The 11,924-nt window shown below is 63.8% G+C and carries 15 protein-coding genes and 1 riboswitch; of the genes, 1 reads left to right on the top strand and 14 read right to left on the bottom strand.

Annotated elements, in window-relative coordinates:
* Window positions 1-53: 53 nt before the first annotated feature.
* Window positions 54-470 carry a phosphoribosyl-AMP cyclohydrolase gene (hisI, locus tag ACFVSI_RS00665; protein WP_387819042.1) on the bottom strand — a complete coding sequence of 139 codons (417 nt, stop codon included), beginning with the start codon at window positions 468-470 and terminating at the stop codon, window positions 54-56.
* 90 nt (window positions 471-560) lie between these two features.
* Here hisI and ACFVSI_RS00660 point away from each other — a divergent pair, with 90 nt between their 5' ends.
* The gene (locus ACFVSI_RS00660) at window positions 561-1,205 is read left to right on the top strand and encodes a TIGR03085 family metal-binding protein (protein ID WP_306840602.1); all 645 of its coding nucleotides are present in this window, start codon (window positions 561-563) and stop codon (window positions 1,203-1,205) included.
* 83 nt (window positions 1,206-1,288) lie between these two features.
* On the opposite strand, the gene hisF is transcribed toward ACFVSI_RS00660, so the two are convergent.
* From hisF to def, 13 genes are all read right to left on the bottom strand, one after another.
* Entirely contained in the window at window positions 1,289-2,065 is a 777-nt protein-coding gene (gene hisF / locus ACFVSI_RS00655; protein ID WP_144658591.1) for an imidazole glycerol phosphate synthase subunit HisF, read from the bottom strand.
* Window positions 2,066-2,110: 45 nt separating this feature from the next.
* Window positions 2,111-2,971, bottom strand: a complete 861-nt coding sequence (gene hisG, locus ACFVSI_RS00650; RefSeq protein ID WP_274258216.1) for an ATP phosphoribosyltransferase — start codon at window positions 2,969-2,971, stop codon at window positions 2,111-2,113.
* An 84-nt stretch (window positions 2,972-3,055) separates the two neighbouring features.
* The gene (locus ACFVSI_RS00645) at window positions 3,056-3,319 is read right to left on the bottom strand and encodes a phosphoribosyl-ATP diphosphatase (RefSeq protein WP_090825350.1); all 264 of its coding nucleotides are present in this window, start codon (window positions 3,317-3,319) and stop codon (window positions 3,056-3,058) included.
* 121 nt (window positions 3,320-3,440) lie between these two features.
* A complete protein-coding gene (gene ribH / locus ACFVSI_RS00640; RefSeq protein WP_144658589.1) occupies window positions 3,441-3,926 on the bottom strand; it encodes a 6,7-dimethyl-8-ribityllumazine synthase in 486 nt (161 codons plus the stop codon).
* 18 nt (window positions 3,927-3,944) lie between these two features.
* Window positions 3,945-4,652 (bottom strand): GTP cyclohydrolase II, encoded by a 708-nt coding sequence (ribA, locus tag ACFVSI_RS00635; protein ID WP_387819041.1) that lies wholly within the window; start codon window positions 4,650-4,652, stop codon window positions 3,945-3,947.
* Window positions 4,653-4,654: 2 nt separating this feature from the next.
* A complete protein-coding gene (ribB, locus tag ACFVSI_RS00630; RefSeq protein WP_387819040.1) occupies window positions 4,655-5,338 on the bottom strand; it encodes a 3,4-dihydroxy-2-butanone-4-phosphate synthase in 684 nt (227 codons plus the stop codon).
* Window positions 5,335-5,961 (bottom strand): riboflavin synthase, encoded by a 627-nt coding sequence (locus ACFVSI_RS00625; RefSeq protein WP_387819039.1) that lies wholly within the window; start codon window positions 5,959-5,961, stop codon window positions 5,335-5,337. The genes ribB and ACFVSI_RS00625 overlap by 4 nt, the downstream gene beginning before the upstream one ends.
* Window positions 5,961-7,097 (bottom strand): bifunctional diaminohydroxyphosphoribosylaminopyrimidine deaminase/5-amino-6-(5-phosphoribosylamino)uracil reductase RibD, encoded by a 1,137-nt coding sequence (gene ribD / locus ACFVSI_RS00620; RefSeq protein WP_387819038.1) that lies wholly within the window; start codon window positions 7,095-7,097, stop codon window positions 5,961-5,963. The genes ACFVSI_RS00625 and ribD overlap by 1 nt, the downstream gene beginning before the upstream one ends.
* Entirely contained in the window at window positions 7,094-7,786 is a 693-nt protein-coding gene (gene pnuC / locus ACFVSI_RS00615) for a nicotinamide riboside transporter PnuC (RefSeq protein ID WP_387819037.1), read from the bottom strand. Before pnuC ends, ribD begins: the two co-directional genes overlap by 4 nt.
* Window positions 7,787-7,875: 89 nt before the next feature.
* Window positions 7,876-8,032: riboswitch (FMN riboswitch) on the bottom strand.
* A gap of 77 nt (window positions 8,033-8,109) precedes the next feature.
* The gene (rpe, locus tag ACFVSI_RS00610; protein WP_387819036.1) at window positions 8,110-8,784 is read right to left on the bottom strand and encodes a ribulose-phosphate 3-epimerase; all 675 of its coding nucleotides are present in this window, start codon (window positions 8,782-8,784) and stop codon (window positions 8,110-8,112) included.
* A gap of 72 nt (window positions 8,785-8,856) precedes the next feature.
* Window positions 8,857-10,437 (bottom strand): RsmB/NOP family class I SAM-dependent RNA methyltransferase, encoded by a 1,581-nt coding sequence (locus ACFVSI_RS00605; protein WP_387819035.1) that lies wholly within the window; start codon window positions 10,435-10,437, stop codon window positions 8,857-8,859.
* On the bottom strand, window positions 10,434-11,354 hold the full coding sequence (fmt, locus tag ACFVSI_RS00600) for a methionyl-tRNA formyltransferase (protein WP_387819034.1): 921 nt from the start codon (window positions 11,352-11,354) through the stop codon (window positions 10,434-10,436). Before fmt ends, ACFVSI_RS00605 begins: the two co-directional genes overlap by 4 nt.
* On the bottom strand, window positions 11,351-11,923 hold the full coding sequence (gene def / locus ACFVSI_RS00595; protein WP_387819033.1) for a peptide deformylase: 573 nt from the start codon (window positions 11,921-11,923) through the stop codon (window positions 11,351-11,353). The genes fmt and def overlap by 4 nt, the downstream gene beginning before the upstream one ends.
* Window position 11,924 lies beyond the last annotated feature (1 nt).

Raw genomic sequence — 11,924 nt, 5'->3', positions numbered from 1 at the left:
TGTTCTCCGCCTTTTGGTCTGAGGTGGTACGTCAGTGGAAAGTGCTGGGTGCCTTATTCGCGGTGGCCCGTAACGACGGTGAAGTCGCGACCGTCAAAGCAGGTCCGGGTTCCGGTGTGGCAGGCTGCGCCGATCTGGTCCACGCGGATCAGGAGGGCGTCGCCGTCGCAGTCCAGGGCGACTGACTTCACGAACTGTACATGTCCGGAAGTGTCGCCCTTGCGCCAGTACTCCTGGCGGGAACGAGAGTAGAACGTGACGCGTCCTGTGGTCATTGTGCGGTGGAGTGCCTCGTCATCCATCCACCCAAGCATGAGGACCTCGTTGGTGTCATGCTGCTGCACAATGGCGGCAACCAGGCCAGCGGAATCGCGCTTGAGTGCATCGGCGATCTCCTGCGGCAACGGACCCGCGGGGTCGCTGGAAAGCTCCACGGCGGGAGAGGGGCTGGGGGCGGACTGCTCTGACATCAGATCAAGTCTAGTGCCTTTGCCGGGACTGGCGATTCTGCGGCGGTTCCAGTGCGCAAGTGCGCGCCGATCGTGCTAGTTTCACAAGTGATGCATTTCGTCGATCCCTCCCGAGAAGTACTGGCCGAAACCCTGCTGGCGGCCGGACCTGACTCCCCCACGCTCTGCGAAGGGTGGCGGACACGGGACCTTGCCGCGCACTTGTATCTGCGGGAGCGGAAATTCGCTGTCGGCGTTGGCTTGCTGATCCCCCGCCTCGGCAAGGCGTCAGAGAAAGCCACCTCCAAGCTGGCCTCCCAACTGAAGACCACGGACGACTACGCAGACCTCGTCAAGACGTTCCGCTCCGGCCCACCGGCCCTTTCTCCTCTGAAGATCAAAGCACTGGACGAGACCTCAAACCTCATCGAATTCTTCGTGCACACCGAAGACATCCGTCGTGCCGGCGACCGGTGGGCTCCCCGCGCACTGGACGAGGCATATTCGGACGCCCTCTGGAATGACCTCATCAAGCGCGCAGCTTTCCTGTACCGCGGCGTGGACCTTGGCATCGTTTTGGTCAGGCCCACCGGACCCCGGCATGTTGCCAAGCGCGCTCCCGTTTCCGTAGCCATCGTTGGCGAGCCGGGCGAATTGCTGATGCATGCCCACGGCCGCACCAACCAGGCCTTGGTCACCTTCGAGGGCCAGCCGGACGCCGTCGCGCTTTTGCAGTCAGCGGACATCGGCCTCTAACAAGCAACGCGGGGTCACTTATGGCCTACCATCCCTCCGGGATGGGCCATAAGTGACCCCGCGTTGCACGTTTGCGGCGGGAATCAGCGGACTTCGAAGCCGGCCTCACGGATGGCGGTTTTGACCTGGGAGATCATGTCGTCAGGGCCAAAGTGGAACACCGACGCGGCAAGCACGGCGTCGGCACCTGCCTGGACGGCCGGCGGAAAGTGCTCAGGAGCGCCCGCCCCGCCGGAGGCAATGATCGGGATATTGACGGCCGCACGGACCAGGCGGATGAGTTCAAGGTCGAAGCCGTCCTTGGTGCCATCGGCGTCAATGGAGTTCAGCAGGATCTCCCCGACTCCCCTGTCGGCAGCTTCCTTGGCCCAGGCGATGGCGTCGATTCCGGTACCGGTCCGGCCACCGTGCGTGGTGACTTCAAAACCGGACGACGTCGGAACGTCACCTTCCCGGGTCCGGCGCGCGTCGACAGAGAGCACCAGCACCTGGGAGCCGAAGTGCCGGGTGATCTCGTCGATCACCTCGGGCCGGGCAACTGCGGCCGTATTGATGGATGCCTTGTCTGCACCAAAGCGCAGGAGCTTGTCCACCTCGGCCACGCCACGGACGCCACCACCCACGGTGAGAGGAATGAACACTTCCTCTGCGGTGCGGCGAACGACGTCGAAGGTCGTCTCACGGTTTCCCGATGACGCCGTAACGTCCAGGAAGGTCAGTTCATCTGCACCGCCGTTGTCGTACCGGTGGGCAAGTTCCACGGGGTCCCCGGCGTCGCGAAGGCCTTCAAAGTTGACGCCCTTGACGACGCGACCCGCGTCCACGTCCAGGCATGGGATGACGCGTACGGCTACAGCCATGTGCTGCTCCTCAGTTCTGCTGGCTCTACTTGATCAGTGCGTGGGTCAGATCCGGCAGGCGTGGATGCTGCTGACCAGGATGGCGCGGGCGCCGAGGTCGTACAGTTCATCCATGATGCGGTTGGTTTCCTTCTTGGGAACCATGGAACGCACGGCGACCCATTCGGAATCACGCAGCGGAGAAACCGTGGGCGACTCGAGGCCAGGGGTCAGTGCCGCGGCGTCTTCTACCAGGTCCTTGCGGATGTCGTAGTCCATCAGCACGTACTGACGCGCCACCAGAACGCCTTGGAGCCGGCGGATGAGGATGTCGATTTCCTTGGCCGTTCCATTGGCGGCACCACCGGAACCCGAACGCCGGATCAACACGGCCTCGGACTTCAGGATGGGGTCACCGAAGATTTCCATGCCGGCGGCCTTGAGGGTGTTGCCGGTTTCCACCACGTCAGCAATGGCGTCAGCAACACCGAGGCGGACAGAGGACTCGACGGCACCGTCCAGCCGGACAACCTTGGCATTGACGCCCCGCTCGGCCAGGTAGTCGCGCAGGAGGCCGTCGTAGCTGGTGGCCAGGCGCTTGCCTTCAAGCTGCTCGACGCCGGCGAAGTCACCAACAGGGCCGGCGAAGCGGAAGGTCGAGGGCGCAAAACCAAGCGGAAGCAACTCTTCGGCCTCGACCTTTGCGTCCAGCAGGAGGTCCCTGCCCGTGATACCGACGTCCAGGGTTCCCTGTCCCACATATACGGCGATATCCCGGGGACGGAGGAAGAAGAATTCAATGTCGTTGTCCGGATCAACCATCACCAGTTCGCGGGAATCGCGGCGTTGGCGGTATCCGGCCTCGGACAGCATTGCCGAGGCGGCCTCGGACAGGGATCCCTTGTTCGGGACTGCTACACGGAGCATTGGAGAGACTTTCTGTTTGGAATGGAGGTTTTAGGCACATCGGCCACGCGGCTGGCTCCGCCTGGGGCAGGCGGAGTGGCGTGGCTAGAGATGCTTGTAAACGTCTTCCAGGCTGAGGCCCTTGGCAAGCATGAGGACCTGCAGGTGGTACAGGAGCTGGGAGATTTCTTCTGCAGCAGCCTCGTCCGTTTCATACTCCGCGGCCATCCAGACTTCGGCGGCCTCTTCGACCACCTTCTTGCCGATGCCGTGGATTCCGGAGTCCAGCTCGGCTACCGTGCGCGAGCCTGCTGGGCGGGTCGCTGCTTTCTCACTCAGTTCTGCGAACAGCGTCTCGAAATTCTTCACGCCCTCCAGACTACTTGCTCCTGGGCCGCCGCCGCTCGTTGGGGCGTTGCATGACGAAGGGGATGTGAGTGAACACACACCCGCATCCCCTTCGTGCACGCTTAGCCGAAGTAGTACACGCTCAGCTGAAGTGCTTCAGCGTCACCGCGGTGGCCAGGGCAGCCGTGACGGCCTCGTGGCCCTTGTCTTCCTGTGAGCCGGGAAGGCCGGCCCGGTCCAGGCCCTGCTGTTCGGTATCGCAGGTGAGAACGCCAAAGCCCACCGGCACGCCGGTGCGGACGCTGACATCGGTAAGTCCCGACGTCGCGGCCTGGCAGACGTAGTCGAAGTGCGGGGTCCCGCCGCGGATGACGACGCCCAGGGCCACGACGGCGTCAAAGTGCGGCGCCAGCCTGGCAGCGGCAACCGGAAGCTCGAAGCTTCCAGGAACCCGCAACAGTGTAGGTTCCGCGATGCCTGCTTCCTTGGCTGCACGCAGGGCACCGTCAACCAGGCCGTCCATGATCTGGGTGTGCCAGCTTGCCGCCACGATGGCGAGCTTGAGCTGCGAGGTTTCCTCGGGGTTGAGAGTAGTGAGGTCGATGGTGGGCGCGCCGTGTCCGCTCATGGTGTGCTGTGGATCCGTTCAGTCTTGGTTGCTGTTGTATGTCTCGGGTGAAGCTGTTTTCTTGCCGTTGCTGACCGGCTCGACGTCGAGCGTCAGCAGGTGGTCCATCCGGTCCTTCTTGGTCTGCAGGTACCGGAGGTTCTGTTCCCGTGATGGCACCTCAGTGGGAACCATCTCGACAACAGTCACCCCTGCTTTGTCCAGGCGGTGCTGCTTGTCGGGGTTGTTGCTCAATAGACGGACTTCGTGGAGTCCCATCTCGGCGAGGATCTGTCCGGCCGCATCGTAAGAGCGCGCGTCAACGGGCAGGCCAAGTTGCTCGTTGGCCTCGACGGTATCGAACCCGGCTTCCTGCAGGGCGTAGGCCTTGATCTTGTTGGCCAGCCCGATCCCCCGGCCTTCCTGCCCACGCAGGTAAAGAAGCGTGCCGCCTTCTTTGTGGATGAGTTCCAGTGCGAAAGCAAGCTGTTCACCGCAATCGCAGCGGTAGGAACCAAACACATCGCCTGTGAGGCATTCCGAGTGCAGGCGGACCAATGGAGCCTGGCCACCCCGGGGCGGGTTCGGAGAGCTGACAGCGAGGTGTTCAACTCCCGTGACATGGTCCGTCCACGCCTGCGCAACGAAGTCGCCGAAAGCCGTTGGCAGCTGGACGATCGGTCCGCCGCTCACCGGGTGCGGCCCGGGGACCGCGTGCTCACTGCTGTGTGTTGTCGAAGCGGTCATCGCTACTCCTCGTCTACCCGATGCGCCGCCCGGGAATCTACCGCCTCAACATATGACACCAGGTCCTCAATGGAGATGAGGGGGCATCCATGTTCAGCGGCAAACCCGCGCAGGCTGTCCAAGCGCATCATTTCACCGTCGTCATGTACCAACTCTGCGATTACACCCACCGGGGCGAGCCCGGCCAGACGACACAAGTCCACGGCAGCTTCCGTGTGTCCCGGACGTTCTCGCACTCCCCCCTTAACGGCCCGCAGCGGAAATATATGCCCAGGACGGGTGAGTGACGCCGGAGTGCTGCCGGGATCTGCCAGGATCCGTGCCGTCAAGGCCCGGTCCGTGGCGGAAATACCCGTACTGACTCCTATCGCAGCGTCACAGGAAACAGTATAGGCAGTACCCTTAGCATCTTGGTTTATTTCCACCATTGGAGGCAGGATCAGGGCATCAGCCCGCTTACCTTCCAGAGGGACGCAGATGACACCCGACGAATACCGGATAGTCCAGCCCATCAGCGCCGGCGTGGCATGCTCAGCGGCAAAAATGATGTCGCCTTCGTTTTCCCTGTCCTCGTTGTCCACCACGATGACGGCCTTCCCGGCCGCCATGGCGGCGATCGCCGACTCCACGGAATCAAGGCCGGGCCGCTGCGCCGCTGTTGGCTCCGGCTTGGTGGTCGCGCTCATCGGGCGCCTCCCTGCGGGGCGAACGACAAAAGGCGTTCGGTGTATTTCGCCAGGATATCCACTTCCAGATTGACCCGGCCGCCTACGGATTTTGCCCCCAGCCCGGTCTCCTCAAGAGTGGTGGGAATGAGGCCGACTTCGAACCACGGTGCCGCTTCGGACGGCGCGCTGACGGCGGTCACTGTGAGCGAAACACCGTCGACGGCGATGGAACCTTTCTCAGCGATGTAGCGTGCCAACGGGGCCGGGACGCCGAATCGCAGTCGGTCCCAGTTGCCCAGCGCTTCGCGTTCAAGCAGTTCACCAACGCCATCCACGTGGCCCTGGACGACATGGCCATCCAAGCGACCACCGGCGGGAACACAGCGCTCAAGGTTCACGGTGTCTCCAGCCGTCAGCTCCCCGATCGTGGTGCGGACCAAAGTTTCGCCCATGACGTCCACACTGAAATCCTGGCCGTCGATGCTGGTTGCCGTGAGGCACACGCCGTTCACGGCGATGGAGCCACCCAGAGGCAGGTCGCCGACGGTGGTGGGAGCCTTCAAGCGCAGTGTCGCGCTGGCGTCGCCGTCGTGCTCGATGCCAAGGACGGTGCCTTGCTCTGCGACGATTCCGGTAAACATCAATGTCCTCCTGTGACATATTCCGCAGCTTCACTGTGTGAGACCACACCTGTTTGCGGAAGTGAATTCTTGGTCTTATTGGCAGTTCGTTCTGCAGGGCGAAGATGCAGCCGAAGGTCATTGCCCAGAGTGCGGACAGAGCCGCCGCTGGCCTCGTCCCACGTCCAGTGCTGGGCGTCGGCGAGGGTGCCGATGCCCAGGTCATTGAGCGCCGGAGTCCCCGCTCCCAGCAAGGTCGGGGCAAGGTAGACGATCAGCTCGTCCACCAAACCGGCAGCAAGGAAGGTGCTCAAAATGCTCGAGCCCCCTTCGACCATCACGTGACGGACACCTTCGTCGAACAGCATGCCCAGCGCCTCGGCAGGATCCCGTGTGGGCAGATGCCGGAAACGGCCGTCGTTCCCGCGTACCGCAGCCTCCTCCGGGACCTCCCTCAGGCCCATGACTGCCCTGACGGGCTGTCGCTGGGCAAGGTTCCCGTCGCGGGTGCGGGCCGTCAACCTCGGATTGTCGATAAGCACTGTTCCGGTCCCCACCAGGATGGCGTCGATGAGGCGACGCAACCCGTGGTTGTCGTCCAACGACTCCGCGCTGGAGATCCACTGGCTGGTGCCGTCGACGGCAGCGATGCGGCTGTCCAGGGTCTGGGCTATGTGCAAGGTGACGAAGGGGCGCTTGGCGGCAACGGCGTCGAACCATTCCCGGTTCAGGTCCAGTGATTCTTCGCGGCCGAGCCCTGACGTAACCTCTATGCCCGCTGCGCGCAGGGTTCTGGCACCGCCGGCGGCCGGGTCATGGGGATCGTCGACGGCGTAAATGACCTTCGCAATACCGGCCGCAATGATTGCCTGGGCACAAGGACCCGTACGGCCCACATGGTTGCAGGGCTCAAGGGTGACCACCATGGTGGCGCCCTTGATGTCGATGCCTTGGCGCCGGGCCTCTGAAATCGCGTCAGCCTCGGCATGCGCAGTTCCTGCACCGCGATGGTATCCCACGGCCAATTGCTCGCCTTCCGGGCTGAGAATGACAGCGCCGACCAACGGATTCGCTCCACGGGGGCCTGCCAGCGCGGCCGCCAGCGCCGCATCAATCGCAGCCTTTTCAGTCGGTGCGAAGGCGCCGTGCGGGGTCATCGCGCAACTCCTGCGGCAATGGGAGCAGTTTGAAGGGCGCCGCGCTCACGCTTTTCCGCCCGCCACCAAACAAAGAACCCGGCCAGCGTAAAGAATCCATAGAAAAGATACATGACAGCGCTGGCGTAGTAACCGGCGCTGAACAGCAATGGCACTCCGACGATGTCCACGGCGACCCAGATCAGCCAGAATTCGGTCCAACCGCGCGCCATGCCGTAGGTCGCCAGGAGCGAGCCCATGAAGGTCCAGGCGTCGGCCCAGACCGGCGGATAAGAACCCAAAGAGTCAAACAGGGGTGTGAGGGCTGCGGTCCCGGCTATCATGGCGCCGATCAACGCCAGGCGCACCTTATTGGAGGCCCATCCCGGGACCAGCGCACGTCCCTGAGTGCTCGTTTGACGGCCTTGCTGCCAGCGGTACCAGCCATAGACGGCCACGGCGATGAACATTACTTGCCGCCCGGCCTGCCCCCAAAGAGTGGCGGGCGCAGCGGCACCAAACACATTCCCGAGGAACACGGTGAGCAAAAGAATGTTGCCGACGATGCCGACCGGCCAAGCCCAGACTTTCCGGCGCATTCCGCCGAGGGCGCTGAGCAACCCAAAGATGTTTCCAAGCACTTCGCGTAAGACAAGGGCAGATCCTCCAACGGGGATCTGTGCTTCGAAGAGCCATCGCAGAAAGTCCATGCCGTTCCTTCCCTGTAAGCCGCGATGACTCCGGGGGTGTACGACAGCGCAATACCGGGCGTCGCTGAAGGATCGCCCACGGCATGACTGTACGTGCTTCTCCCATCCAGACTTTAACTGTCGGTACCGGAATTCCACCGGTTCAACCGTCTGCCACTGGAGTCCTGATCGCTCAGGACATCAGTGGCTCGCGGGTCGCGGACTATGACCGCCGGTTCGGACTTACACCGACCCCGGAGCACGTATGTGTGTTGTTATTGTGCCACAACTACGAGGACGGCCAGGCTATTCCCGGCCATGTTCGTAACATCGGCTGGACGCCGTCAGGCCTTTGCCGCTGTGGCGGCTTGTCCTGCAGCCCGCAGGCGCTCGATTGCCGCAGCCGGGTCCTCGTGGCCATAGACCGCCGAGCCCGCTACGAAGACGTTGGCGCCCGCTTCTGCCGCCCTGACGATGGTTTCCTCTGTGATCCCCCCATCGACCTGGATCGCCACGCCAATGCCGGAGCCTTCAACTGCCGCCCGGGCCCGCCGGATCTTGGGCAAGGTGATGTCGAGGAAGGATTGGCCGCCGAAGCCGGGTTCAACGGTCATGATCAAGAGCATGTCCAGTTCGCTGAGCATGTCCAGGTACGGCTCCACCGGCGTGGCCGGCCGCAAAGCCATACCAGCCTTGGATCCCCGCGCGCGCAATTCGCGGGCCAGCTTGACCGGTGCCATCGCCGCTTCAGCGTGGAACGTCACGGACGCGACGCCGGCGTCCGCGTAGGCAGGTGCCCAGCGGTCGGCGTCGGAAATCATCAGATGCGCATCCAGCGGAACCGGGCTGACCGCCTGAATCCGCTGCACCACCGGCAATCCGAGCGTCAGGTTGGGCACGAAGTGGTTGTCCATGACATCCACGTGGACGGCGTCGGCATTGCTGATGCGCTGCAGCTCTGCCTCAAGGTTGACGAAGTCCGCAGACAGGATGCTCGGGTTGATACAGCACTGAGACAAGGCAGCCCCTTCGGGTCGGTGTGGGTCGTGGTGGCCGCAACGGGGTCGACCCGCCGCGGCAGGAACGTGCCGCTATGGCTTTTTGCGGATAATTGCCATGAACATGGCATCGGTCTGGTGGATGTGCGGCCACAACTGGGCAGTGTGCTCATGCCCTGCGCCAAGGCTGCCTGTCAGGCTCACATGGTCCAGTGCCTGCCCGGAATCGAGCAATTCAAGGTCCGCACGTTTGCCCAGTACGTCGCTGACCACTGCTGTGGTCTCCGCCGGATGGGGCGAACACGTTACGTAGGCCACCACACCGCCGGGCTTGACCGCGTCAATCGCGGAATTCAGGAGTTCGCGCTGGAGCGGGCCGAGGTCTCCGATGTCCTTGGGTGAACGGCGCCACCGCGACTCGGGCCGCCTGCGCAGGGCGCCCAGGCCACTGCAGGGAACATCTACCAGGACACGGTCGAACGATTCGCGGTTCTCGTTGCCCACCTCGCGCCCATCACCAGTCCGCACGGTCCACGCCTCCTGCGGGACAGCCGAGAGCGCCTGCTGAACAAGCTTGGCCCGGTGTGGTGCAGGCTCGTTCGCCATGAGGGTGGCGCCGTGGCGGTAAGCCAAGGCGGCCAGGAGTGCTGCCTTGCCGCCCGGCCCGGCACAGAGATCAAGCCACTTCTCGCCCCGTGCCGGACTCTCTCCCAGATCAACACCGGCCAACGCACGTGCCACAAGCTGTGACCCGACATCCTGGACACGGGTAGTGCCGCGGCGGACCGATTCGAATCGGCCAAGGTCGCCTCCGGCGGAGAGTGCCGATCCTTCCACCAGCTCACCGGGGGTCGCGCCGTTGTCGAAGGCCTCATCGAGTTCGCCCAGTCCAGGCAAGGCCACAAGGTTTACCACCGGTGCGGCGTTGTCCGCCTCGAGCAGGGCATCGATCTCGCTCTTGGGACGTCCGTGGTTCACCAGTGATTGACGCAGTGCGCGAACGATCCATTCCGGGTGGGCATGGCGCAGGGCGGCGATTTTGGTCTCATCCGTTTCCTGTTCCAGCAGGATGTCCAGCCACTCTTCCATGGTGTGGGCCGTGACCTTGCGGAGTACAGCGTTAATGAGGGCTGACGGGCCGGCTCCGATGACTGCCCTTGCCAGACCAACAGTCTGGTCCAAGGCGGCATGCGCAGGAACGCGCATCGACAAAAGCTGGTGTGCACCGATCCGGAGGGCGTCGAGAACCGCCGGATCCAATTGATTCAGGGGCCGGTCCACGCAGAGGGCCAGAATGGCGTCGTAGGTGCCTTGTCCACGGAGAGCGCCGTAGCTCAATTCGGTGGCGAACCCGGCATCGCGCCGGTCCAAGCGGTGCTCCCGGATCCGGGCGGGGAGGACGAGGTTGGCGTAGGCGTCCTCGGAAGCTACAGCGCGGAGTACCTCAAAGGCGACCAAACGCGCGGGGTCCGCCCGGCGGGTCCGCTGAGACGGGGCATTGTTGGTGAAACCCCGCTGGGGTCCCCGATTTCGCTCCCTGCCCTGGGCGTTGCGGCGGCTTCCGCTCCCGGCCCCACGGTTACCCTGCCCGCGGTTGCCTTCCCCTTGATTGCCGTTCCCGCCGCCGCCCCGGCTGCCGCTGTTGTTCGGGCCTCGGCGGCCGGACTCGCTCATTCGAATACCACTCTCTCAGGTGCTGCCAAGCCGCGGGCCCAATCAGCCGACGACATCATCTTCTTGCCGGCCGGCTGGATGCGGCCCAGTTCAATTGCGTGGGAACCGGTTCCCACCAGGACAACCTTGCCATCCACGCGGATTGCGCCCGGTGCAAGGTCCTTGACTTCCGGCCTCAGCCCTACGGATTCCAGCTTGACCCGCTGCCCGTCCAAAGTTGTCCACGCACCGGGCTCAGGGGTGACGCCACGGGCCTGACGGCTCAAGGCCAAAGCGGGCTTCTGCCAGTCCAGGCGTCCATCATCAAGGGAGAGTTTCGGCGCGAGCGAGACTTCCCCGGTTTGGGGCTGCGGCGATACTTGCCCGGCATCGATGGCCGAGAGGGTCTGGCTCAGGAGCACTGCCCCGCTGAAAGAGAGCCGCTCCAGCAGATCGCCGGCCGTGTCGTCCGGACCGACGGCCTCAGTCAGGGTTCCGAAAACCGGCCCCGTATCCAGGCCTTCCTCCAGTTGGAACGTCACGGCTCCGGTGATGTCGTCACCTGCCATGAGCGAGCGTTGGACAGGAGCAGCCCCGCGCCAGGCCGGAAGCAGGGAAAAGTGGAGGTTGACCCAGCCATGCTTGGGAACATCCAAAGCTGCCCGGGGCACTATTCCTCCGTAGGCCACGATGGCCGCCACATCGGGCGCGTATTCGGCAATGCGTGCCGTGGTGTTGGCGTCGACCTTGGCCGCCCGGATGATCTCGATGCCCAGCTCTTCGGCCCGCGCCGCCACCGGTGATGGCGTCATGACGCGCTTGCGCCCCAAGGGAGCGTCCGGCCGGGTCAGGACGGCGACGACGTCGAACCCGGCCTTAACCAGGGCGTCCAACGACGGGACCGCAACGGCAGGGGTGCCGGCAAAGAGCACCCTCACTCGGGAACTCCAAAACTGCCGCCGCCGAAGCTGGACCCTACCGTGTTGGCACGCTTGGACGTGGTTTGTTCTGTGATGGCGTGGTAATTGGCGTTCCGGATGGCACGCAGGGCCGCCTTCCGGTCCTCGCCCTCCAGCCTGTCGGTGTACAGCACGCCGTCCAGGTGATCAGTTTCATGCTGGAAGCAACGGGCCAGCATGCCTTCCGCTTCGATGGAGACAGGTTTGCCGTTCAAGTCCACGCCTGTTGCCCGGGTGGCCCGGTAGCGACGCACGGGAAAGCCCAGGCCGGGGATGGAGAGGCAGCCCTCTACTTCATCGGGTTGGAAATCCTCGCTGTTTTCCAGAACGGGATTGATGATGTGGCCTTCCACTCCCCCGATGCGGTACGTAAAGACCCGCTGGCTGACCCCTACCTGGGGAGCGGCGAGGCCTGCGCCTTCGACATCCTCCATGGTTTCTGTCATGTCGGCGACCAGCTTGGCGAGCTCCGGACCGAAGTCGGTGACGGGGTCAGCCACGGTGCGCAGCACCGGATCCCCGATGATTCGGATACTCAAAATTGCCATG

Source organism: Paenarthrobacter sp. NPDC057981, assembly GCF_042886835.1.
Taxonomy (GTDB): Bacteria; Actinomycetota; Actinomycetes; order Actinomycetales; family Micrococcaceae; genus Arthrobacter.
Note: the sequence above shows the minus strand (reverse complement) of the source record. Positions and strands in the feature narration are given on the sequence as shown.

What these genes read in the sequence shown, in the direction of transcription:
- hisI (WP_387819042.1), bottom strand. Translation starts at nt 470, where the DNA reads ATGTCAGAGCAGTCCGCCCCCAGCCCCTCTCCCGCCGTGGAGCTTTCC.
- ACFVSI_RS00660 (WP_306840602.1), top strand. Translation starts at nt 561, where the DNA reads ATGCATTTCGTCGATCCCTCCCGAGAAGTACTGGCCGAAACCCTGCTG.
- hisF (WP_144658591.1), bottom strand. Translation starts at nt 2,065, where the DNA reads ATGGCTGTAGCCGTACGCGTCATCCCATGCCTGGACGTGGACGCGGGT.
- hisG (WP_274258216.1), bottom strand. Translation starts at nt 2,971, where the DNA reads ATGCTCCGTGTAGCAGTCCCGAACAAGGGATCCCTGTCCGAGGCCGCC.
- ribH (WP_144658589.1), bottom strand. Translation starts at nt 3,926, where the DNA reads ATGAGCGGACACGGCGCGCCCACCATCGACCTCACTACTCTCAACCCC.
- ribA (WP_387819041.1), bottom strand. Translation starts at nt 4,652, where the DNA reads ATGACCGCTTCGACAACACACAGCAGTGAGCACGCGGTCCCCGGGCCG.
- ribB (WP_387819040.1), bottom strand. Translation starts at nt 5,338, where the DNA reads ATGAGCGCGACCACCAAGCCGGAGCCAACAGCGGCGCAGCGGCCCGGC.
- ACFVSI_RS00625 (WP_387819039.1), bottom strand. Translation starts at nt 5,961, where the DNA reads ATGTTTACCGGAATCGTCGCAGAGCAAGGCACCGTCCTTGGCATCGAG.
- ribD (WP_387819038.1), bottom strand. Translation starts at nt 7,097, where the DNA reads ATGACCCCGCACGGCGCCTTCGCACCGACTGAAAAGGCTGCGATTGAT.
- pnuC (WP_387819037.1), bottom strand. Translation starts at nt 7,786, where the DNA reads ATGGACTTTCTGCGATGGCTCTTCGAAGCACAGATCCCCGTTGGAGGA.
- ACFVSI_RS00605 (WP_387819035.1), bottom strand. Translation starts at nt 10,437, where the DNA reads ATGAGCGAGTCCGGCCGCCGAGGCCCGAACAACAGCGGCAGCCGGGGC.
- def (WP_387819033.1), bottom strand. Translation starts at nt 11,923, where the DNA reads ATGGCAATTTTGAGTATCCGAATCATCGGGGATCCGGTGCTGCGCACC.